This window comes from Lutispora sp. (genome assembly GCF_041687175.1).
GTDB lineage: Bacteria > Bacillota > Clostridia > Lutisporales > Lutisporaceae > Lutispora.
Map to the genome: position 1 here is coordinate 1 of NZ_JAWLCK010000037.1, position 24,241 is coordinate 24,241.

At 37.5% G+C, this 24,241-nt stretch carries 15 protein-coding genes and 1 riboswitch; of the genes, 4 read left to right on the top strand and 11 right to left on the bottom strand.

Translation table 11 applies throughout. The annotated features are described in order from the left end of the window. The 3 genes from ACESM9_RS07505 to ACESM9_RS07515 all read right to left on the bottom strand — a co-directional run. On the bottom strand, positions 1-4,887 hold a 4,887-nt coding region (locus tag ACESM9_RS07505; protein ID WP_372996869.1), incomplete at its 3' end, for a DUF6531 domain-containing protein. Positions 4,888-4,914: 27 nt separating this feature from the next. Next, positions 4,915-6,957: an S-layer homology domain-containing protein gene (locus ACESM9_RS07510; protein WP_372996871.1), complete on the bottom strand. Its 2,043-nt coding sequence runs from the start codon at positions 6,955-6,957 to the stop codon at positions 4,915-4,917. A 100-nt stretch (positions 6,958-7,057) separates the two neighbouring features. Further along, positions 7,058-7,140: riboswitch (cyclic di-GMP riboswitch) on the bottom strand. Between the two features lie 127 nt (positions 7,141-7,267). Beyond that, positions 7,268-7,651: a (deoxy)nucleoside triphosphate pyrophosphohydrolase gene (locus ACESM9_RS07515; RefSeq protein ID WP_372996873.1), complete on the bottom strand. Its 384-nt coding sequence runs from the start codon at positions 7,649-7,651 to the stop codon at positions 7,268-7,270. Between the two features lie 224 nt (positions 7,652-7,875). Between ACESM9_RS07515 and ACESM9_RS07520 the strand changes: the two genes are divergently transcribed. Continuing rightward, positions 7,876-8,850: a D-2-hydroxyacid dehydrogenase gene (locus tag ACESM9_RS07520; RefSeq protein ID WP_372996875.1), complete on the top strand. Its 975-nt coding sequence runs from the start codon at positions 7,876-7,878 to the stop codon at positions 8,848-8,850. Here ACESM9_RS07520 and ACESM9_RS07525 read toward each other — a convergent pair. From ACESM9_RS07525 to ACESM9_RS07535, 3 genes are read right to left on the bottom strand one after another with little or no spacing between them, the layout of a single operon-like run. Continuing rightward, positions 8,831-10,006 (bottom strand): glycerate kinase, encoded by a 1,176-nt coding sequence (locus tag ACESM9_RS07525; RefSeq protein WP_372996877.1) that lies wholly within the window; start codon positions 10,004-10,006, stop codon positions 8,831-8,833. The genes ACESM9_RS07520 and ACESM9_RS07525 overlap by 20 nt on opposite strands. Before the next feature lie 18 nt (positions 10,007-10,024). Beyond that, complete coding sequence (locus tag ACESM9_RS07530; protein WP_372996879.1) at positions 10,025-10,528, bottom strand: nitroreductase family protein; 504 nt, start codon at positions 10,526-10,528, stop codon at positions 10,025-10,027. Positions 10,529-10,555: 27 nt separating this feature from the next. Beyond that, entirely contained in the window at positions 10,556-11,161 is a 606-nt protein-coding gene (locus tag ACESM9_RS07535; RefSeq protein WP_372996881.1) for an SIR2 family NAD-dependent protein deacylase, read from the bottom strand. Positions 11,162-11,404: 243 nt separating this feature from the next. Between ACESM9_RS07535 and ACESM9_RS07540 the strand changes: the two genes are divergently transcribed. Beyond that, positions 11,405-12,721 carry an aspartate kinase gene (locus ACESM9_RS07540; RefSeq protein WP_372996882.1) on the top strand — a complete coding sequence of 439 codons (1,317 nt, stop codon included), beginning with the start codon at positions 11,405-11,407 and terminating at the stop codon, positions 12,719-12,721. A gap of 8 nt (positions 12,722-12,729) precedes the next feature. Here the strand turns inward: ACESM9_RS07540 and ACESM9_RS07545 are convergent, their stop codons facing one another. Beyond that, complete coding sequence (locus ACESM9_RS07545) at positions 12,730-13,482, bottom strand: single-stranded DNA-binding protein (RefSeq protein ID WP_372996884.1); 753 nt, start codon at positions 13,480-13,482, stop codon at positions 12,730-12,732. Positions 13,483-14,115: 633 nt separating this feature from the next. On the opposite strand from ACESM9_RS07545, the gene ACESM9_RS07550 reads away from it, so the two are divergent. Both ACESM9_RS07550 and ACESM9_RS07555 read left to right on the top strand, forming a co-directional pair. Continuing rightward, positions 14,116-15,414, top strand: coding sequence for a helix-turn-helix transcriptional regulator (locus tag ACESM9_RS07550; RefSeq protein WP_372996886.1), 1,299 nt, complete (start codon positions 14,116-14,118; stop codon positions 15,412-15,414). Then, on the top strand, positions 15,371-16,387 hold the full coding sequence (locus ACESM9_RS07555) for a WYL domain-containing protein (protein ID WP_372996888.1): 1,017 nt from the start codon (positions 15,371-15,373) through the stop codon (positions 16,385-16,387). Before ACESM9_RS07550 ends, ACESM9_RS07555 begins: the two co-directional genes overlap by 44 nt. A gap of 29 nt (positions 16,388-16,416) precedes the next feature. On the opposite strand, the gene ACESM9_RS07560 is transcribed toward ACESM9_RS07555, so the two are convergent. From ACESM9_RS07560 to ACESM9_RS07575, 4 genes are all read right to left on the bottom strand, one after another. Further along, complete coding sequence (locus ACESM9_RS07560) at positions 16,417-18,294, bottom strand: ATP-binding protein (RefSeq protein ID WP_372996890.1); 1,878 nt, start codon at positions 18,292-18,294, stop codon at positions 16,417-16,419. Beyond that, a complete protein-coding gene (locus ACESM9_RS07565; protein WP_372996892.1) occupies positions 18,287-23,149 on the bottom strand; it encodes an ATP-binding protein in 4,863 nt (1,620 codons plus the stop codon). The genes ACESM9_RS07560 and ACESM9_RS07565 overlap by 8 nt, the downstream gene beginning before the upstream one ends. A gap of 215 nt (positions 23,150-23,364) precedes the next feature. Then, entirely contained in the window at positions 23,365-23,685 is a 321-nt protein-coding gene (locus tag ACESM9_RS07570) for a 4-fold beta flower protein (RefSeq protein WP_372996894.1), read from the bottom strand. 109 nt (positions 23,686-23,794) lie between these two features. Next, positions 23,795-24,241, bottom strand: a 447-nt coding sequence (locus ACESM9_RS07575; protein ID WP_372996896.1) for a SagB/ThcOx family dehydrogenase, incomplete at its 5' end; no start/stop codon positions are given.

The window sequence follows — 24,241 nt, forward strand, 5'->3', positions numbered from 1 at the left end:
TGGGTTGCCTCCATTACCGTTATTGCCTTTTTCATGTCCGTAGGCATTTCCTGGATTGTCCTTGTCATGCCCATAGGCGTTACCTGGGTTGTCCTTATCGTGTCCATAGGCATTTCCATTGTTACCGTTATTACCATTGTTTCCGTTGTTGCCTTTTTTCAGGTCTATTATTGTTTGTACTCTGTTTCCAAATCCGTCATAGGTGTATTTTGTTACTTCTTTGTGTTTATTTGTTACTTCTATCAGCGCATTTGTCGCATCAAATTCATATTTATTGAATATCTTTTTGCCTCTGTTTGTTATTTGTATCAGGTTCCCTCTGTTATCATATTTATATTGTCTTATATCGTCATCTTCATCTTCTTTATCTTCATCTTCATCAAGGGTCGTTATGGTTTCATCTCCGGTGATAGCTTTTATATCAGCTTTCTTTATCAGTCTGTTCATTATGTCGTATTCGTAGTTAATTGCTTCTTTTATTTCTCCATTTTCCCATTGTTCCAGCCTTATTCTGTTGCCTAGGGAGTCATAGAAGTATTTTGTTGTTTCCTTATTGTTTTTCATCACTTCTATGAGCCTGTTTAGCGGGTCATATTTGTATTTTATTTTTTCCTTGTCTTCACCTTCTGTTGCTTCTTCATCAAGGTCTGATTTATCTTTATATACATTGGTTTTGTTTCCTGCAGGGTCATATGAATATTTGTATTTATCTATTATCTTTCCTGATGGGGCTATATGGGTTAGTTCTTTTATTTGGGATAGCGCATCGTATACATATTCTGTTTTTGAACCGCTTGGGAGTATACGTTCTACAACATTTCCCAGTTCATCGTAGTTGTATTGGGTTGCTTTGTCGTAGGCATCTGTTACGGTTATTAGTCTTCCTGCTTTGTCATAGGTATATGATACTTGACTTCCATCAGGGTATTTGATGTATTCTTTTTGTCCTGTAGGTGTCCAGCCGTATTCGATGACTCTGTTTTCAAAGTCAGTGACTTTTATTATTCTTCCTAATGGATCCAGATCCAGAGCAGTTGTGCCCAGCCAATCCTGCATCTTGACAAGTTGTCCTATGGCATTGTATTCATATTTAATTTCTTTTCCATCATCATAGGTTATTTGGGTCAACAGGTTAGTTGGGTCATATTGGTAGCTTGTGGTGTAACCATCTCTGTCTTTTATAGATATTAGATTTCCATTTTCGTCATATTCATATATTGTCACTTTATTGACTGCATCTCTTACTTTGGTCAGAAGTCCTCTTTTGTCATATTCATAGGTCATCACTTGATGTTCTACATTCATATTATTCATCAAGACAAAGCTTTCCATGGTTGTAGATGTCTGCTGACCATATACCGCATCGGTTACTGTCTGCTCTTGGCTCTCAGCTGCAGCTTCAGGATTTATTGAAATTTCGCCTATTAAATCAACAGAGCTTTCTCCACTTTCATAGACTGCTTCTGCCACAGTCTTAGATTGCTTGTTTTTTTCGTATACTGCATCGGTTACTGTTTGTATACTCATAGCAGTGAAAGAGCTTATGGTGCTGCTTTCTATGCTTCTGTATTTATGGACTTCTATAAGGTTGCCCATATTATCATATTTATATCTTGTATTGTTACCATTGGCATCTATTACTTCTATGAGTTGATCCAATGCATCGTATTTATATCTTGTTTTGTTTCCATTTTCGTCTGTTACAGAGGCAACTTGTCCAGTTTTTGTATATTCATAGGTTTTTTTATGGCCTAAGGCATTTGTTATGGTCTTAACTCTGTTTATCTTGTCGTAGGTGTATTTTGTTTCATTGCCTAGTGCATCAATAACTTTAATTATATTGCCATTAGCATCATATTCCCATTGGGTTATAGCTCCTTCAGGGTCTGTAGTTTTGATAAGCCTTCCTAAAGCATCGTATTCGTATCGAGTTATTGCTCCGTCTTCATCTGTTACTGTTTCTAAAAGTCCTAGTTGGTTATATGTGTAGGAGCTTGTATTGCCTAATGGATCTTTGATTTCTTTGATTCTTCCTGCTTCGTCATACTGGTACTCAGTAGAATGGTTTAGTGCATTAGTTACTTTTATGATTCTGCCTAGTGAATCGTATTCATAGGTTGTTTTGGCATTATTGGCATCTATGGTCGCTATCAGCCTATTGAGTTCATCATATTCATATTTTGATGTATTGTTTCTGGCATCTTTAACTTCAACTACATTACCATTAGCATCATACTTAAAGGATACAATATTGGATTCTGGGTCTTTTATTGATGTGACCCTGCTTAGTGAATCGTATTCATATTCAGTGACTGCACCGTTTTTGTCAGTTATTTTTTTAATGTTGCCCAGTTCATCATATTCATAGCTTATCTTATTTCCTAGCTGGTCTATAATTTCAATCAGCTGATCGCCTTTATTGTATTTATATGTTATGGTATTGCCGTTTGGATCTGTTATCTCTTCCAGCTTGCCATTTACATTGTACTTGTATGATGCGCTGTTGCCCTCCGCATCAGTAACCTTTTTATATTCTCCTGTATCTGTAAATTCATAGATTGTTTTATTGCCATTTGAGTCTGTCACAGATTTAATCCTGTTAAGAGAATCATATTCGTACTTGGTTATACCGCCCAAAGCGTCTTTGACTTCCAAAGTATTGCCCTTGTTATCGTAGGTTATCTCCGTTATGCTGTTATCCGGCTTTATAATCTTCACAGGCAATCCCTTTGAGTTATATTCGTATCTTGTTGTTTTGTTGGCAGGGTCTGTGCTTGTCAGCAAGTTACCTTTGCTGTCATAGGTAAAGCTATATGTGCTGCCGTCAGGATGTTTTATTGATGTTATTCTATTGTTTTTATCATAGGTATATTCTGTTATTTGATTCAACGGGTCTTTTATAGATATTAGGTTTCCATTGGAGTCATATTGGTAATAGTAGGTATTTCCTTTCTTATCTGTAAATGAGGTTCTTTCGTTATTGTCATTATAGGTATATTTTTCTACGCCATCCTCATATATTGCTTCAGTTATTCTATATTTATCATCGTATTTGTATATGATTCTGCTGCCATTTCTTTCTGTGAGGGTAGTGGTCCTGTTTATATCGTCATAATCAAAATACATTGTGCTTCCGTCTGCCAGTGTCTGCTCCACCACTCTGCCATATTCATCATATTTATTTTTTATATTGCCGTCTTTTCTTGGGCTGCTTATTTCTGTCATTCTATTTTGAGAATCGTATTTATATTCTATTATATTTCCTTCAACATCCCTGAATCTGGTAAGATTTCTTCCTGAATAGCTGTATTCAACATATCTACCTGTGTGGTCTGATATTTTTCTTATATATCCATGGGTATAGTATTGGATTAATAAGTATCCGCTGTCGCTTCGTATCTCCGAAAGCATCATATCTTCATAGATGTATTCTATTGAATTTCCATTGCTGTCTATCTTCTGTACAAGCTGTCCCCTCTCATTAAAATTGTATTTTGTTTTATCATATAAAGAAGTAAAAGTATAGGTACCATCACTATTTTTATATAGCTCTGAGTATTTACCAGGCTCAGATGCATATTTATTACCACCTGTTGCTGTGAATATTTCTCTATGTCCATCATCAAATATTATTTCTATGGTACCGTCATTCATATCCTGAAGTCTCATCTCCAGGTTATGATGCCAATTGGCTCCTAAATTTCCCTCATAGTTGTCTCTTGAGTTATAAAATCTTCTGAAGCTTATGGGGAAGGTGCCTGTTATTTCTATATCGTTATGTGTGTAGACATAGTTGCCGTTAACAGCATTGACTGGATCCCCTATGAGCTCACCGGTAGTTAAATCAACCAGCCCGCAATGTTTTTGTATATCTTCGTCATCTAGCGTTTCTGAAGAAGGAGGTTCCCCGCCTTTATCTGGTTCGGGTATCAAAAGATTATCTCCTATATATGCTACATAAGGATATTCCAATTCATTGGCTTCAATTATATCTGTATATCTGGAGCTGTTATAATAATAATGCCCTGCCATACCAGCCAAATTATCATGAGCTCTCATAATATGCCTTAATACTCTTATAGGACCTAAATCAACTGTTTCTGATTCCTCGTCAAATGCAGGTTCTCCATTTTCATCCAGTATAGGTTCTCCTAGTTCATCTACCTTAGGTGATTGATTTATGTTTGTCTTTGTAGCCGTAATATTAACTATTTCATATGCAGGCAGCTTGACATAAAAGTTCCACTCACCTGCTTCCTCATCAATTTCTCCAATAAATTGTCCGGAAGATTCAAATGATATTATGGAACCTTCAGCATCTCTTTCTATTTCAATAAGTCCTTTGGAAGTATTGTCAAAAAACAATTCTATCTTAGATGTATTCTCTTCTATGGATCCATGAACTCTAAATTCATTATTTCCTCCCATATTGGGATCTATTTCCATGTCTACTGCAGCAGTTGTTCCCACACCAAAGGCTGTTTTTAGAGGAAAATCTCTAAATTCATCATTTGGTATAAATATAATGATATATCTGCCGGGAGGTACAATTTCTCCATCATTTCCTCTTCCATCCCAGGTCCAATAGTTGGGCGTATAGTCTCCGTGAGAATAGCAGTTGCTTTCATATACCAAGTTTTCATCATTATCATCTATATTGTTTCTATATATTTTGATTATGGTGTCATGATCTATTTGGAAAATCCACTCTATTGTAATTTCTTCCCCTGCACTGGGGTTAAAAAGCTTAGGGATGGCTCTGATATACTTTTCCTCAGAATCGTTGCTGTCATCTTCTGCAAAGGTGCCTATAGGGAATACCAAGGTAAGCATTATTACAAATACAAGCATTAGGGCAATTTGCCTTTTGCATTTATTTATTATCATACTCTTCCCCTCTTTCCAATAGTTTTTTTACATCTTGCCTAATTTTTCAAGATACCTGTAGAGCATAACAGCAGCTTCAGCTCTCGTAGCATTTCTACCAGGGCTTAGCTCATTGTTATAGCCATTGATTATTCCAAGCTCTACAGCCTCTTTCATTGCCTCCAATGCCCACGGGCTGATTTTGTCTTTGTCTTTATAATCAGATAGATTGGGTTTATCATCACTAGAACTCTCTGCATATGCTGCGATGTCTTTATATGCTCTCATGAGTATTGACGCCATTTGTTCTCTTGTTATGGTGTCATTGGGATTAAATTTGCCGTTGTAGCCAGATATCCATCCTTTTTCATAGGCTATGTTTATATATTCTGATGCCCAATAGTTTTCTGGAACATCTATAAAATTGATATCATACGCCTGTATATCTTCTTTGTTTATGTGAAGGCTGCTTATCAGTATTTTTACAAATTCAGCTCTGGTCATATCTTTATCAGGCTTAAAGCTTCCATCTTCATAGCCGTTGATAATATGGTGCGCCGCTATTATCTCAAGCACGTCCGATGCCCAGTGTTTTTCAGTGTCATTGAACTCTTTATTATATATCATTAAAGCTGCCTTTCCATTGTCTCTCACTGTGGAAGTAAGCATATTGCTTTGGTGGTCAATTTTCAGTGTGATAGGCTTTGGTATTTCATTGTCCTGTATTTCATATAGGCATATTTTCTTGGGATTATGGTTTAAAGTTATATTTTTATAGCTTATGGATATTTCTATAGGTTTTTGCGGCTTTACATTTCCCTCTATATGCCATCTGTATACTGGAGTCAGGCAAAGATAGCCATCGCCTTTGAATTGACTGTCTTGATTGATGATAATATATGTATCTTTGTCAAAGGTTCCTGCAGCTATTTTCATTGTCATTCTTCCATCTTGTGAGCCTATAATGTTGTCCCTGTCATATCTTATAAGTATTCTGCCATTCACTTCTTGCTTATCATTTTCACTGCTGTCCCTGTCATCTTTATCTGATGCTGAATGCTTATTATTGGGTGATGGGGTAGGTGTAGGAGTTGGATTTGCTGGTTCTTGTCCATCATTTTCAGCAATCAGCCCTCTTTTTACAGCATCACTGACTTTTTCTTCAACTATTCCTTTTCCGTCATACCATATGACTTTATTTTCGTATAAAAAAGCTTGTTTAGGTATGGTCCCCGAAGGTGATTTTATAGGCTGCTCTACTATCCTGTTGACATCATTTAATACGAGTTTGTCATCCTTTATTATCAGCACTGAGTCTCCTGAGAAAGCTATTGGTCTATGATTATCTCTTCCTGCCGTTAACTTTGTAGTATATCCATTTTTTGTCTCATACATATATACCTGGCTTACTCCGTTATGGGAAACCATCCAGACCACTTTCCCGTCAGACACCAGTGGATCCAATTCGTCTCCTAATCCATAGGTAATTTGTTTTTCAGTTTTTTGTGAAGTATCATACAAATATATGTCAAAATCTCCATCTCTAGCATCCATCCAGGATATAACTTGCCCGTCAAAAGATATTCCAAAGGCTTGAGCTCCATCTGATGAAACTTTATCCAGAGTTTCAGTCTTAATATCATAAAGCATAATATTTCTTTCACCATATTCAGTGTCTACCCATACAACTTTGCCATTTGATATAATGGGGTCTTGATGATCTCCTTCTATATTTGATATTTTCTTCTCCTGTTTGCTTTCCATATCATAAAGATAGATGTCAAAATTTCTTGAACCATTTTCTCCGTTGCTTTGCCATACTATGTAGTTTTGCCATACATCCGGATTTCCTTGTGTGCCTGAATCATGAGTGATCTGAGTTTCTACCCCTGTTGATATGTCCATATGGTAGATATCCCAGTTCCCATTGTTGTAAGACATCCACACAATATTATTTCCATCCATGCGGACATCTCCCCCTGGTTTGGCTTTAAATGAAAGATTTCCGCTGTCCCCACTTACAAAGCTGGTTAGTGCTATTACAAACATTATTACAAGCAGAAGTATGGCATGCTTATTGTCTTTTCTCATTTCTACTAAACCTGCCTTTCGTTTAAATGATAGAATTTTATAAAGTTCATAAAAAAAATCCCACGCCGAAAAAGCGTAGGATATTTCATCTACATACAAATTCGGCAACCCGGCTATCATAGAAGAATCTTTAGACCCGTGGCTTTGCGTCCTTACCTTTCGGCAAGTTTGCCCTTTGCTATAATTTGTATTTTTATGTATTATTCTACATATATGTCTTTATACCTCTATTTTTTTGTCGATGATATTTGACATAATTCGCCATAAAAACTGAAAGACTTATCCTGGTCAGAATAAGTCTCTCTATTCATTATTTATCGCTTAACAATTTTTCAACAAACACAATGTCCGCCGGCATAAATTCATAGTCTGGCAGCTCTTCTAATGTTACCCACCTGGCATCATTATGCTCGTTGAGCTTCATGGTGCCTCCTACTATTTCAGCATTAAAGACTGTGAAGAGTATTTCTTTGCTGTCAAAATGGTATACATTAGTGGTAAATATATTTAATACTCTAATATCCAAATCCAGTTCCTCTTTAATTTCTCGAATTATACATTCTTCCAGTGTCTCTCCTTCTTCCAGCTTGCCTCCGGGGAACTCCCACAGGAGCCCGCATTCATCATCTGCATTCCTCTGGCATATGAGATATTTTTCATCCCTTTTTATTATTGCAGCTGTTACCTGTCTCACTATATACACCCTCATCCTTTAAGTTAATATGATCATGATTTCTTAATATCTATTATTTCTACCTTATCTGAATTTTTACCTTCCTTATATAGAATTTTTAGTTCCGTAAGACATAATCCATCATTTTATAACAGACCTTCACATTGACAATAAAAGCTTAAGTTTGTAGTATAGAGTAAAGACACAGAATCAAATGCTATTAAACATAGAAAGGGGTATGGCCTATGAAAATAGTCGTACTGGATGGATATACAATAAATCCGGGAGATTTGTCCTGGAAACAGTTTGAAAGGTATGGAGAGTTAGTTGTCTATGACAGGACTGCCTTTGACAGAAATCATGATGATCTTATACTTAGTAGAGTAATAGATGCGGATATAGTTTTTACCAATAAAACTCCATTGCCAGGCAATGTTTTGGAAAAAGCTGAGAAGCTAAAATTTATCTGTGTTCTTGCAACTGGTTATGATGTGGTAGATGTGAAAACTGCAACTAAAAAAGGTATAGTTGTAACCAATATACCCAGCTATGGAACAGCCACTGTAGCCCAAATGGCAATTGCCTTACTGCTGGAAATATGTCATCATGTAGGAATCCATAATGAATCAGTACATAAAGGTAATTGGGCAAACTGCCCTGACTGGTGCTACTGGCATCATCCCATAATAGAGCTGGCAGGAAAGACCATGGGTATTATTGGTTATGGAAGAATAGGCCAGGCTACCGGAAGAATAGCACAGGCCATGGGCATGAATATACTGGCATACAACCCCAGCAAAGACAAATCTTTAGAAAGTGAAACTATGAGATATGCAGAACTAGACGAATTACTGGCTTCGTCTGATGTTATAACATTGCACTGTCCTTCCAATGAACAAACAAAGGGAATAATAAACAAGAGTAACATAGCTAAGATGAAGGATGGTGTTATAATAATAAACAATTCCAGGGGTGCCTTAATTGTTGAAGAAGACCTGGCAGAAGCATTAAACAGCGGAAAAGTGGCAGCAGCAGCCCTTGATGTGGTGTCTTCAGAGCCCATTAAAGAAAGCAATCCTTTGCTTAAGGCAAAGAATTGCATCATAACGCCTCATATTTCATGGGCTTCAAATGAAGCAAGACAGAGAATCATGGATATGGCAGAGGATAATCTAAAGCACTACCTGTCAGGTAATCCTATTAATGTGGTAAATAAGTAGTGCCGCGTGTATTAGGGTAGGCCTTTGAGGCCTTTAAAAAAAGCCGTATAACATTCTCTGCTGTGGAGGTCAAAAGCTCAGAAGTCTGCTCTATGGACTGCCAGAGGGGCATAGGTCTGTTCACTATAGAAAAGACACTGTTTAACCCTTCGGTGTAGAGCTCCTCCACTCCATCACCTATGGAGCCACAGATACCCACCACAGGAATCCCCTGCTTTTTGGCAGCCTTTATTATTCCGAAGATGGTTTTGCCGTACTTGGTTTGTTCATCCATCTTACCTTCCCCGGTAATAATCAAATCTGCGTCCTTTATTTGTTCTTCAAAGCCTATGGTTTCCATCAAAAGATCTATGCCCTTTTCCAGCTTGGCATTGAGGAAAGCCACCAGCCCTGCTCCCAATCCTCCTGCAGCCCCTGCACCGGGAATAGAAGCCACACTTTTTCCCAAATCCCTCTCAATTATCTCTGACAAACGGCGCAATCCCATATCAAGCCTTTCTATCATGTCATCATCTGCACCTTTTTGCCTTCCATATACATAGGCAGCGCCCTTAATGCCATATAAAGGATTTTCTACATCACAGAATATCCTGAAGTTACATTCTTTCACCCTTGGATCCAACTGGCTCAAATCTATAGAATCAAGCTTAAGCAATCCGCTTCCTGTCAATTCTATTGTATTTTTCTCTCGGTCATAAAATTTGGCTCCTAATGCAGCTGCCATTCCAATACCTCCATCATTGGTGGCGCTGCCGCCGATGCCGATGATAAAGTTTCGACAGCCTCTATCCAAAGCATCCTTTATAAGTTCTCCTGTCCCATATGTAGTAGTATTCATGGGGTTTCTCTCTTTCAGAGACAACAATGCCAACCCGGAGGCAGAAGCCATTTCAATCACAGCTGTCTTCCCGTCTTCCAATATACCGTATTGAGCCTTTATTCTTCTGAATAAGGGATCTTTCACCCACACCTGAATTTTTGAACCCCCCAGGGAGTTCATCAAAGCATCTACAGTACCTTCTCCTCCGTCTGCCATTGGTATACTTACAATATCTATGTTTTCATCTGCTTTTCTAATACCCTTTTTTATGGCAGCACAAACTTGGGAAGATGTTAAGCTTCCCTTGAAGGAATCAGGAGCAATAATGATTTTCATAAACTGTTCTCCCTTGCTCTACCATTTATTATAATGAACTCTCTCTGGATTGAATCTTTCCCTTACCTCTCTCTTTTCTCCTGGGTATCCTACTGCAACAATAGCAACAGGTATTATGTGCTCAGGCAAGCTTAATGTTTTTGAAACTTTCTCTACCAGCTCCTGTCTGGCATGTACTCCACACCAACATGTGCCCAATCCCATGGATTCTGCCTGAAGCAATATATTCTGTATACACGCACCCATATCCTGAAGCCAGAATGCCCCATCATATTTCAGATTACTCATATCACAGCAGGCAGCAATTGCAAGCGGCGCCTCTTTCAGCATCTGTGTATGAGGATGATATGTGGTAATCTCGTTTAAAATTGCACGGTCTTTTATAACAACAAAGTGCCAGGGCTTCTCATTTCCTGCAGAAGGTGCATACATGGCAGCTCTTAAAAGTTCATGAATCTGCTCATCTGTGACAGGTTTATCTTCATATTTTCTTATACTTCTTCTTGTATATATTTCTTTCATTATTTTACTACCTCCTCGTTTTTTGAATTATCTTCCCAGTATTTTATGCAAATACTTGGGGACTTCATTTTCTGCTTCTTTATTTATGGTGGTTACCTTTATCCCCGCTCTTTGGGCAGCTCCCACCATCATTGTCGCCGTTGAAGTATAAAAAGATGTGCCTACTACCAGCAATTCATCGGCAGAGCCTATAACATCAATAGCTTCAAAATACCTGGGTATGTTCTCGCCATAGAGAACTATATTAGGTTTCAAGAGGCTGTTACATTCATCACAGTATAAAGATTTATTAACATAGGAAAAATCAAAATGCTTATTGCACCTAGTGCAAAAAACAAAATCAAAATTGCCATGTACTTCAATAACATTTTTGCTTCCTGCCCTTTTATGAAGTCCGTCAATATTCATGGTGACCACAGGCAAGTCATATTCTGCTATTGCTTTATGAGCTGTATTAGGTGAAGCCTTATCAATATTTTTCTTCATTTCCAGCAGAACATCATAGAAATCCCTGGTATTGCTCATAAAATAATCTATGCTCAGCTTATCCCTTATACCTTCCATATCCTGAAATGTAGGTATGCCGCTGGCTTTGGATATGCCTGCACCGGTAAATGCAACAATTCTTTTCACAGGCTCCCTCCTTCCTCTTAGTTAACCTTCCATATTATTACTATATCATATATCGTCTCTTTTAAACATACCCTGACCAGCAAATCAAATCCTCTATCGTTAGAAATTACAAAATATATTATTGTATATGTATGACATACATGTGTAAATTGTAGCTTGACACACCGCCATAAAGATAATAAAATATTGAGTATTGTTATATAGGATTTTTCATTACATTCTATAATATTAGGGGGAATAAAAATGAATGACATAATAGTTGCAAAATTTGGAGGCAGCTCCCTGGCAGATAGTCAACAGTTTGCCAAGGTTAAAAAGATTATAGAATCTGATAACAGGAGAAGATATATCATACCTTCTGCACCAGGCAAAAGAGATAAGAAGGATCATAAGATAACGGATCTCTTATATATGTGTCAGCAGCTTGCAGCACACAATCTAAGTTTTGATGATATCTATAATATTGTAAAAAAGAGATTTTTAGATATATGTTCTGATCTAAACCTTAGCTTTGGAATGGAAGATATATTAGATGAAATCAAGGAAAAGATTGCTCATGGTGCTTCCAGGGATTATGCTGCAAGTCGAGGTGAATACTTAAATGGTCTTATACTATCCAACTACCTGGGCTACGAATTCATAGATGCTGAAGAATTGATTCTGTTTGATAAAACTGGCAAGTTTGATGCAAAAGCTACTGATGATAAAGTAAATGCCAGACTGGCAGATGTATCTCATGCAGTGATTCCCGGCTTTTACGGTGTCATGCCCAACGGAGAGATAAAAACCTTCTCAAGGGGCGGTTCTGATATAACCGGCGCAATAATTGCCAAAGGAGTAATGGCTCAACTTTATGAAAACTGGACAGATGTATCCGGATTTCTCATGGCAGACCCTAGAATCGTAAAGGACTCAAAACCTATGGAAAAGGTTACATACAAAGAACTTCGTGAACTATCATATATGGGGGCTTCTGTGCTGCATGAAGAAGCCATTTTCCCAACAAGAGAGGCTGGAATCCCCATTAATATAAAAAATACCAATGCCCCTGAGGATGCAGGAACCATGATTCTCAGTGATATTTCCCCTGTAAGCCACACTGGGACTATTACTGGAATCGCAGGCAAAAAGGATTTTACTGTCATATCCATAGAAAAAACCTTTATGGGTTCAGATAGAAGCTTTTTCCGGAAACTGATGACCATAATGGAAACCAATGATATCTCAGTAGAACATATGCCTTCTAGCATAGATTCCATATCATTGATAATATCTGATTCAGAATTGAATTCCAAACTGCAGAAAGTTGTGGAAGAAATTCGCATATACTGCAATCCTGATTCTATAATATGCTATCCAAATATGGCTCTGGTAGCTGTGGTAGGAAGAGGCATGATAAATACTAAGGGAATATCCGCCAAGGTTTTTACTGCTTTAGCAAAAGAAGGCATAAACATCAGGATGATCACCCAAGGCTCCAGTGAGTTAAATATAATAATAGGGATTGAAAATGGAGATTTTGAAAGAGCCATAAAAGCCATATATGAGGCTTTCCAATAAAGCTAAGATTAGGCTACAGAGTCGGAGCAGTATTGCTGCTCCGGCTTGCTGTTATTCTCGCCTGTAACCACTACGCTGGAAACTGCTACTTCATAGACCGTCCTTTGCAGCATTTCCCCTGATTCAAGAGGCTTTTCATACTGTCGGCTCTCTATCCTTCCTGTCACGACTATCCTGTCTCCCATAGATGAATCTGCCGTGTATATGGCATTTCTGCCCCATATCACTGTAGGTATGTAATCTGTCTTGTAATATCTTCGATTTACAGCCAACATGATGTCGGTTATTTCTTTGCCTGAAAGGGAGGTAGTCCTGTGGACAGGCTTTTTGCAAACATAACCGTCCAGCAATATGGTATTTTCATACCTGAAGTATTCATCCTGATTAAGGATTTCAACCTCATTGGCTAGAACTGTAAGCTTCAACTGCATTCTTCCCTCTTGGGTAATATATTTATAGGATCTGAACTGCCCTACCAAAGATACGATCTTTCCTACGGAAAGGCTGCTCAGGTCAAAGGTTCTCTCTGAAATAGTCACAGGTATAATGTCCTCAACTCCGCTTTTTCTTGGAACTGCCACCATGACTTTATAGAAGTTCTCACCTACAACACTATGGCTGAATTGGGGTAGTGTCCTGATGATGCCACAGATGAGAACAATGTTCTTCTGGATATCATCATGTTCAAGCTTATTAGCAATAGCGTTAATATAGTTATAAATCATTTCCTTTAGTGCTTTAAAATCGATTATTCTATTCATTTACATACATCCTTTCATTATCAATTTTTTCTGTGTTACGTGTATAATTATAGCTCCTTATAAAAAGAATCTATCCCATTTTTCATGCAATAATAGATTTTGTTTGCGTTGGCTAGGGTACTCCTTTTGAGTCCTTATAGCCAATCTAAGTAATATATAATATCGCAAAAGTTATTAACTTTGGTAACTCTAATGCTCATCTAAAAGAGAATTCTAACGGCGCAAAACGGGCATCCATGCCCTATGCTTCGCCGGTTGCGCCTAGCGCCACCTCCATGTGGCGCTTACGAATTCTCTACTTTAGATTTCGCAAAGAGTCACTTGCAAAGTTAACAAAAATGCTCTCTTATATATTACTTAGATTTCACTATTATAGAAGAAAGCTACAGTGACTAGAGAATAAGTATACGTGCATCATATAGTGTGGATATTAGATATGTGCTTCAGATATAAAAGTTGCCATCCTGAGCGCCAAGCGTAGGATCTTATACCCTAAAGGAATACCCAAAATACCAGAGACTAGAGACTGGGGACTAGTGACCAGTCCCCAGAGGAATACCCTATAGCTTAAAAATAAAGGTTTTTTCGCGGTGGCATAGAAGTATTAATTTACAGCAATAGGAGGTGACTCATATGAGTAAATACAGCAACAAATACGGCAAAAGCTTTAACTGCAGCGTAAAGGATTACAACAAGCTGAGAACCTTTTTGCGCTATGCCTTTTTATATGGCTGCTACACCAAAGATGATTTTGTAGAAAGGCTCAACTACAGCAGCAGCTTGGTGGACAAGGATTACAGACGATTGCTCAATATCCTTGGCCCAAGGCATTTCAGGAAAAAGACACCTAAGCAGACCAGATTCAGAATGAAGTATAACTATTACAAGGATACGGAGAATTATCTGGTAAAGTCCTACTATGCCAAATCCTCCACCAAACTCCAGCTTTCTTTATATTTCCTAATTCTACAGGTTTTGAAAAGCAGAATGGATGTAAATGAAATCAGCGCCAAAATTCCCACTTTGTCAGATGACTTTAATATAAAGACTTTGACTCGTCAGCTTGATAAAATGGCAGAGCAAGATCTCATAGAGAAGATACAGTATAAGAAAAAGGGCAAATTGTATTATGAGCCCAAGAAAGACTTTTTCGCTCAACTGACCGATGAAGAACTGAAAAGCCTCAAATATGCAGTAGAATTTTTTTGCAACATTGAATTTCCTTCCGTCCCCGGCTATTATTTGAGCCATACCATAGAGCAATATATGAGATATTACAAAAAGAGCAAAGAAGTGGGAAAAAGTTTATTTCTTTATCGATTTAAAAACTTCCATACCGTACTGGAAGAAGACATGGCCTGGAAGCTGCTTTGGTGCATAAATAACAATAAAAAAATAGACATAGAGTACTGCTCCAGGCGCGGCATAATCAATAAGCTTATCTCACCGAAAAAAATGGTGATGGACATATATTATGGTAGATGGTATCTGATAGGCAGCACTGATAATTCAACCATAGGCATATACAGAGTTGATAAAATCACTGATTTTAATATAGCCGGCTCCCAGGAAAAAAGCCCCTATGACAAGGTTCAAATAGATGACCTTTTCAAGCACAGCTGGTCCATAAGTCCAAAGAGGGAAAAAGAAGGCACTTCAATAGTAAAAATAAGATTCAGCGTTGATCCTCACCAGGATCTATCCTTTTTACTCAATAAAGTAAAGAGAGAAGGCAAATGGGGTACAATCACCAATATTGAGGATAAAAGCTTCATCTATACCATTGAAGTGAACGATGCCACCGAAATGAAGCCCTGGATAAGGAGCTTCGGCCATTATGCGGAAGTTATTGAAAGCACCAACTGCAATCTCAGACAGGAATTGTGCGATGAATGGAGTGATATGCTTGGAAGCTATGGAATTATTTCTTGAAGGAAAAAATAAGAACTACAGCTTGATACTGGAGTTGATAAACTCCCTTTACTATGAGGATAGAAAAACCATATCCTCTAAGGAAATAAACGATATGATAGAAAACCACGGCATTCCCTCAGAATTTAATCTATCCCAGTCACTGATGAATGAAAATGAACCCTACAATCTTTACCTTCTGGATAGACAAACTGATGGAAATTACTCTCTTTTCATTAATAGCGGCATTCCCGTCCAGCCCTATAGGGTAGAAAAGCAATGGCTTAAACATATAATTAAAAACCCAAAACTGAAATTATTCTTAGAGAATGGAACCATCACAAAGCTTGAAGATATGCTGGCAGAATATAAAGACATAGTGTCAGAGGGTAGTTTATCCATCAACAGACCCTGCAAGCAGTTGGAAGAAATAGATGATAATCTCAGAGCCAGCTTCAGGCTCATTATTAAAGCAATCCTTGAAAATAAAGGCATTGAATACTCTTACATGACAAAAAATGAAATACTGCTCAAAAACCGCAGAAGCATACCCTATAAGCTGGAATATTCCATGAAGGAGGATTGGTTCTATCTCATATCCTATTCCTTGGATGAAAAAAGACCTGTGAAAAGCCTACTAAGAGGTTTTAGAGATATGCACCTCATAGATTTGGAAGGTGAATATGATATATCCCGCCAGGATATTGAAAAGTCCATAGAAGCTAAAAAGGCACCCCATCCAATAGTGCTGCAGATAAAAGATGTTAATAACTCTCTGGAGAGGGCTTTATTCCAGTTTTCATGTTTTCAAAGAGAATTAGACTATGACAAAGATAAGGATATCTATTGCCTCTCAATCTTCTATTATGAATTTGAGAGGGAAGAGGTATTAACTCGTATCTTTTCTTTGGGCAGACATGCCATCGTAATTGAACCCGAGGTTATAAGGGCTGAAATTATTAAGCGATTGATGGTGCTGAAGAAAAAGTATTAAGAAAAGCGGAGAGCATAGTCTCCGCTTCTTTAATTCACAGCTTCACAAGCATCTGCCAGTTTTAGCAAATATTCTACACAACTTATATCATCTTTCCCAAGCATTTGCTTCCTCAGAAGATCCAGATGGGATACATCCAGAATCTTCCTTCCGCTAGTCTTTTCTCCCTTGTTTATATCTTCCCAATGCATGCATGCATTCCTGATCTCATTAATATCTGTTAATTTGCCTTTAAACTTAAGCTCATATACTTTTAATATGGGATCAGTCTTTAATTCATCTCTATAGTTATACTTAATATAAAAGAAATAGTCATTGAGGAGAGTTCTAAACTCACCTATCATCATGGTGTTTGGTAAGCCATCATCACTATTGTCAAATTTGCTTGGCTTCTTTATTTCAAACTCGGGATGAAGTTTCTGCATTGCCTGGATTACAGGCTTCAACGCCTTTCTGTTAATGATGGCTTCAAAGGCAGTGCAATAAGGGTTGCAGGAAGGTGACTGGTCAAAACCTGTATCCCTGTAAACATGGCTCAGAAGCTCCGCCTGTATTATTTGCTTCTTGATATCCGAATCCAGCCTGTCCCATACATTTTGAATAGACATACCATCCAACAACTCACAACGGTCTATATCCATATCATATTTCTCAAATTGGTCTTTAAAATAGGTGCTAATATACTGATTATATTCTTCTCTTTTTTCAAAATCCATGGCGCCGATTTTACTATCCGTGGTCAGCTTCTCTATCATAACTTTCTTTGCAATATCATAGGCGCCCCACAATTCCTCCAGAGAAACTTTTATAATTTCATTAGATTTTTTTAGAATATCAATTGCTCCCTGAATATCCTCCTCAGTGTCCTTGTTTACTTCTGCTTTTTTCACATAATTCATAAAGGCCTCAGACACAAAGGTGTCATCCTCATTAAGAAGTTTCATATCCTGGCAGGAAAGCTTTGCCACCTCCAATATGGATTCCTTTATGTCCGATATGTCCTCTCCACAGCATAAATGTTTCAGCAGCCTTTGCTCTTCATAAGTTATGCACTTCCAATAGGATTTGAATATATAGTCACAACGCTCCTCAACCCTGTGAAAAAATTCTGCTTCATAGCTGCTGTCAAGTTCATTCATTGACTTTTTATAATCCAGCAATACTTCAACTGCTGTCTTCAAGATCCCCGGTACTCGTCCCCCAACCCTTCTAATAAGCTCATCTTCATAAGTGCTTATCCTGTATTGATATTTGGATAAGTGCTTAAAAACATATTTCTTTATATCCTTGTCCTCCAACAGCTCAAGCTTTATTGGATTGTTGAATATTCCCGGAAGCCCTGATACCATACATTCTTCTGAAATAGCCTCAATGCTTTTCTTGCTGGTTATGACATATCTTACCTTTATCCTGTTGTTATTTGATAGATTCCTCAAGTATTTAAAATTCTCCAACGCATCTTCCTTATTTCCTTCATTGATGCACTTAGTCATTCGGTCAAAGTCATCGATTACAAGCACAGTATTAATTCCTGATCTTCGCAGCTTATAAAAGACATCATTGAGAGTTTTTCTAAGAACAGAAGTCTCTTGGAAATTCTCGTACTTGAAGAATCTCTCCTTCAACTCATATTTTAAGTTAATGTCAATAACACTGCTTTCTTCAACTTCTCTTCCCAAACTTTCAAATAGAGTTTGATAAAAATCCAAAGTATCTACTGGTTCGGAATCAAATATTTCAACCATAAGAGTATTAGGCTTATGGAAGTCTGAAATTATATGATTCAGCAAAGAAGATTTACCCATGCCGTCATAACCCACTATGGATACACTGTCATGACCATTAACTCTATCATATATTCTTTTGATAATCTCATCCCTGCCTACCAATTCTATTCTGTTATTCATCAGACTCTATCCCCCCTTGTATCTCGTATAAAACACTATCTACATTTTTCCATCTTCTCGTCCATCTTCGCAATTGCTCTACAGATATGCGAACCGTGAGTCGATCTTTGTTCTCTATTGACAGAATCCTGCCGGAAATGAGTTCATTGATAATTGCCCTCACCTTGTCTTTATATAAATCGCTGGACAAGGAACCGCCATCGCGCACTTCCTTAATCCTATCATAAAGTCTGTCTATATCTATATAATCACCGGAAGATTCTAATTGCTCCCCGATTATTGCAACTATCAGTTTCTTATAATTCGTATTTAAAGAATCCCAGAAATGCTTGTACATGTTACTTTGCGTCATATCAATCAATTTATCTGATACAAATTCCACATCGTCCGGGTAAATCACATATCTTTCCTTTTCATTATTAAGCAGCTCAACAAGCCCGTTACCAATGGCTGTAAGGAAATAAGGGTGTCCAGATGTTATCATGAGAATTCTCTCCAATGTTTGTGGCAGACATTGAATACCCTTACCGCTGAGAGGCTTCACCATCATCTCCCTGGCTTCATCCGGCTCCAAAAACCCTACTTCCAAAGGCTTGGCTGTATCTGAAATCTTCAATGCCTTGTTCTTCATTATATTGAGAAGATATTCTCCTCCTGCAATTATAAATCGGGTCTTATTTGAATGTTGCATTTTTGTTCTTATGAAATCAAACAATTCATGGGAGTAGACTTCATCTTCCACTTTCTTAACAACCTCATCAAACTCATCCACTAAAAGCAGCAGGGACTTGTCCCCTATGCTTTTTTCCACTATCATAAAAAATCTCTTCAGCTGGCGTAGAGGGCTCTTCTCAAAATCCTCTTCCGATGGCATGTCTATATCTATATCATAATCATCAGCCAACCCATAAACTACATTCTCCACAAACAGCTGATAAATCAATTGTCCTGTATTGTTGGCATCAAATACATTCTGGCAGTCACATTGAATAGGATAAAATCTGTCCTTCATAGTGTTTTCTATGTGATTGAGCAATGAAGTCTTACCAACCCTCCTCAATCCGTAAATAAGAAAGGTTGTCCTGTCGCTGTCATCATATAGACGATCCTTTATCCTTTGTACTATTGCTTTTCGACCAAAGAATTTACTCTCATCATCTATAGGGGCTGTAGGATATGTGTTTTCCTTGATTCTTTCAAAAACAAAGCCCTGGTCTCTAACATCTATGCTGTAACTGAAGTTCTTAAAAATACCATCAGAATGCCATGTTTCTATCTCTACCTCATATTCCCCTTCTTCATCAAATATATATTTGAATCCTACTGGAAGCTTTTCATCCTCCTTTAGTATTAGATTTTCTTGAGTGTAAGGTATACTGAGCATTTTTCCCTTCCTCAATATTTTAAAACTGCAGCTGAAGTCATGGGCATCTGCCTTGCCATCATTACTGATTAAAAAATGGAAGCTGCTTTGGAACTTACCATCCATAGCTATAGTATGTATGTCCTCTTGGTTTAAAAAAGCCACTTTAATAACAGGTTTATTCTCCAGCTTTGTTATTTCTTCATTGCATAAGAACAATAAGCTGTTTGTGAAAGCATTGATATCATATTTATCCTTTTGATAGAATTGATCTTCAGCCGTCTCCTCCATTTTTTTCACCAGATCTATGGCTACATCCATATATATTCTTTTATCTTCCCCATTCTCAGTATCGACATATCTTTCTATGGCAGCGGAAAAGGAGTTGAAATGGTTCAATATGCCTTCTTTACCAACTTTGTATTCCTTCTGGTATACATTCAAAAACTTGTAGCCTATCCTGGAAAAGAGCAGGGTTATCCTTTTCACATATGTCATATTCTCATGGAGAATGGAAAAATCATCAATAAGAGTAAAGGCTTTAAAGAATACTATATGATAATACCCCAGCTTCTTATCTGATTTACTGATATTTAAATTATGCTTCCTATAATACTTATACCTTGCATACCATATCAGGTGGGCTTCATATGCAAGGGCAACCTGGTAGCTGTATATTTTCTGTCCTCTGGTGAGACGCTCCAGTTCAACTTCACAGTATTCAGCCATGTATTTCAAAAATTCACTATGCCTCCCCATAATCCTGGCTGCTGCTGAAGCCTTCAGGCATGCATCGCTTCTGTTGCTGAGTTCTGACATGGATAAGGCTTCCACGGTGCCTACATACCTGTCAATAACTGAAGTCCATACTTTGTACTGGTCTTCCAAATCATTTTCAATTAGCTGGCATTGGGATACACTCTCAGCCAATAGGGGAACAAAGTCAAGGAGCTCTTCCATGAAGTTTTCTATGTCATGGACATGGTCTAATAATACTAAGAAAGCAGATATTAATGCTGCCTCATCCGACTCTTCCACAGTAACAGCTGTCTCTTCTTCCACTAAATCCTCTTCCTCGGATATATATTCATTATTCTTAACTAGCAAACTGCTGATTTGAATCTCACAGGCTTCATAGAGTTCCTTATTATGCCTAAGACCTTTCAGTACCTCCTGAGCCTTATGATAATCCTGCTTCAAGGCTGAATTAAAGGCATTGAACATGATTATAATCTCACTATTCTTATCTTGCCTGTTGCTTAGATATTTTGACACATGGTTTTCATACATGGCATTTTTCACAAGTGACAAAACCGCTTTTGTAAAGAAACTCTTCTTTTCATAATCAGCAGGATCAATGTCTAATCCCTTATCTATCTTAATAAGCAAATCACAAACATAGTACATTAACTGAGAAGTTGCTGCTCCCTTCTCATCTTCAGCCATGTTGTTCATAGCAAATTCAAAATATTGTTTGGCTTCTTCAATATAAAAACAATCAAGAAGGTCAAAACCTAATTTTACATGAAAATATGTACCTTTGTTTAATTCCTCAATATATATTCTGCAAAACTCCAAAATGAGCTTTTTGCTCTCCTTCTTATCGTAGCTGCTCCCAAATATGCTTTTTATACTTCTACTGCAGCTGAATAAGCCTGTCATCAATAACAGCACAAATCTCTTGATTTCAGGCTCTGTATTATCATGAAGCATATCTATGCATGCTATCAATGTAGTTTGAACATCATCATAGGATTTTAACTTATCGATTATTTCTTTAAATTTGAAAACCCCTGTATCCGTATTGTCGGTTGCATATTTCAGAGCAACAGACAAACCTTCATAAAGAGACTCTACCACCGCTAACATGTTTTCACACTGTGTATCCCCAGCTTCCAAACATTCCAGATATCTTCTCATCATATGAAGCTTTAGCGGAAAAATCTTTTTGGAATATGTAGCCGTAACCTTTACTATATCTTTTATTTCCTCAAAATCCATGTAAGCTGAATACTCCTCAGTGAACATTTGGTCAACAATCCCTATGCAGTCATAGTCCACAACTTTGGTACAAATAGACTTGAAATCCTTTTTCAGCAACCTGCTCCATTTGTCTTCCTGTCCTTTGGCATATAAATCCATCATCAGCTTAAGTTCTTTATTCACCTGTATGTATAATTTATGGATACTCTTCATTCCATATCTATTGCCCGATTTATGCAGCTCATCTATCTCTTTTCGGATATCTTCCATATCATTTAATCTGGCGTATACTCTATTGGCATATTCATACCTATCGTGAGCAAGGGCGGCTATTACAACAATCCTGATGTCCGCTATGGTCCTTTTATCATCAAAACCGGACATCAATATTAAATCATAGTTTCTGAAAGCTTCTTCAATCTGACCATCTGCTTCAAGAAGCATTGCATAGTACTTGCATACCTCATGATCCAAAGGGAACAACTGCTTAAACAGCCTGAAGATTTCTACCCCTGGCTTTCTTTTTCCATGTTTATTAAAGGCTATGCATAACTCGCTCAACTTCTCCCCTGAAGGAACCTCCGTCCCCTTAAATACCGCTTCTTCCACCATTTTTATTAATTCCTCATATTCAAGCTGGGGTACTATTTTCAATATCTCAAATCTCTTTAAGCTGTCTCCTATTTCTTTGTTTTCAGGATCCGACTCCAATTCTTTGTTAAGAAAGGCTTCAAGTCTGTCAAATTCCTTTATTGAATAAAGCTTCCTTACTATTACCATAGGATTCTTATGCTTTCTATAATCCTTTACCCTGCAATCTACAGAGCTGTCCAAATCTCCATCTGTTTCATATAGAATTGCCTGTATCCAGTTGCTGAATTTGTTATTTTGGATGTTATCCTTCAGGAATTCTTTGACCGCTTCAATGACTTCAAGCTTTTTCACATGTTGAATGGAAGGATGGTTCATGAGCTTATCCAAATTATAATCAACAAAAGTAATATAGTTTATAAAATATTCATCAGAAATGCTGGCCTGCTGCAAAGCTGCTCCAAAGGCTTCCACCCATAGATTGTTTCTTCCGCATAGATCTTTCATCGCTTCCCATTTCCTGAACAAATCTAATTTTAATTCCTCTCCCCCTGGGTGGGCCAAATGTCTCTTTCTCAGATTATGATATATAAAAAGACATTTATAGGAGTGAAGAGGCGAATTATCTGCAAATACTTCCATAAGCTCTGTCCAAGGCTGGTAGCAGTATTGGTCACGATAAAGCATAAGTATATTAAATAGCACATAATGCTCTGGATTTGCCCTGTATCTGTCTTTCATCATCCTTATTATTTCTCTTGGCTTTTTACTTTTATCAAAATGAGCATTAAAAATACTATCCAGTTCCCTTTGCTGTTTTACATACTCAATACATTTATAATAATCCTCTTTCAGAAGTATATTTTTAAAGCCATCTATTATGGGTCTGCATCTATCTATTTCTACAGCATTGAACATATTATACCTCCCATATGTAGTTGAATTTACATGCAATAGTTATAATATAGAATATTCGACAGGATTCTGCTATTCCCTTTAAAAACAAAATAAGTGAACATGAGGCAGCTTATAGCTTTACCTCGTGCCCACTTATCATAATAAGGCATATTCATCGCTGATTAGCTTACCGGATAGGATTTATTTTATCCCATGGTAAATCATTAATTATGGTTCTAGAAGAAAAATCTGTTGAATGGCCTGAATAGAAGCAGAAGCAATATAGCTCCAAGCAGTCCCCTAAAGCCGCTGTTGCCATAACCCAAATAGTTTCCATCCATATCGTATAATCTGTAATTTCTGCTGTTATAGTATCCTAAACGTGCCCCATTGGATGAGTATACATTACCCCTATCTATATAAGCTAAAGGCCTTCGATAAGCATCAAAGATTCTGCAACCATCTGTATAACCCATCACTCTTCCACAGCAGTCGAAAATTGTATCGTTATCTACATATCCGTAAAGTGTTCCTCTGGAATCATAAAATCTTTCCAAAATATCACCACCTCTTGATTAGAAATTTATTCCCCTGCTACTATATATGTGGCATGTACTATTTCTGTTAATGATATCTTGGAAAAATATGATCATAAAAAAAGTATATTTATTTAACTTTGCCTACAGCAGAAATATAAATGACAAACTCATTTTGCCCATCTATGTGGAGCAAATCATCGAAGGCTTCTTGTACATATGCTCCTATTGCACAAGTGCCGCATCCAATGGCTTCACAGGCCAGGTATAAATTCTGGCATACATGTCCAATGTCTATCAGCATTAAGCGGTGAGCTTCACAATGATAGCGCCACTCGCCTCGATATGGTATACAGGACCATAGGAATATCACCGGTGCTCTTCCGAACCACTGAGCCTCATCTTGATAATTATCGCCTCCATAGGCATAGGCAAGTTTACTTTTCAGATTATCAACAGAATGAGAAAAAGCAAGCTTATGTTCCAAAGGCATATAAATATATATACCTTTTTCCAGTCCTTCAACATTGTTAACTGCCAGATAAGTTTCAAAGGCATGCCTTCCTCCTGCAGAAGG

Bases quoted from the DNA above. Each gene is read 5' to 3' on its own strand.
- ACESM9_RS07510 (WP_372996871.1), bottom strand. From the start codon at position 6,957: ATGAGAAAAGACAATAAGCATGCCATACTTCTGCTTGTAATAATGTTT.
- ACESM9_RS07520 (WP_372996875.1), top strand. From the start codon at position 7,876: ATGAAAATAGTCGTACTGGATGGATATACAATAAATCCGGGAGATTTG.
- ACESM9_RS07525 (WP_372996877.1), bottom strand. From the start codon at position 10,006: ATGAAAATCATTATTGCTCCTGATTCCTTCAAGGGAAGCTTAACATCT.
- ACESM9_RS07530 (WP_372996879.1), bottom strand. From the start codon at position 10,528: ATGAAAGAAATATATACAAGAAGAAGTATAAGAAAATATGAAGATAAA.
- ACESM9_RS07540 (WP_372996882.1), top strand. From the start codon at position 11,405: ATGAATGACATAATAGTTGCAAAATTTGGAGGCAGCTCCCTGGCAGAT.
- ACESM9_RS07545 (WP_372996884.1), bottom strand. From the start codon at position 13,482: ATGAATAGAATAATCGATTTTAAAGCACTAAAGGAAATGATTTATAAC.
- ACESM9_RS07550 (WP_372996886.1), top strand. From the start codon at position 14,116: ATGAGTAAATACAGCAACAAATACGGCAAAAGCTTTAACTGCAGCGTA.
- ACESM9_RS07555 (WP_372996888.1), top strand. From the start codon at position 15,371: ATGAATGGAGTGATATGCTTGGAAGCTATGGAATTATTTCTTGAAGGA.
- ACESM9_RS07560 (WP_372996890.1), bottom strand. From the start codon at position 18,294: ATGAATAACAGAATAGAATTGGTAGGCAGGGATGAGATTATCAAAAGA.
- ACESM9_RS07565 (WP_372996892.1), bottom strand. From the start codon at position 23,149: ATGTTCAATGCTGTAGAAATAGATAGATGCAGACCCATAATAGATGGC.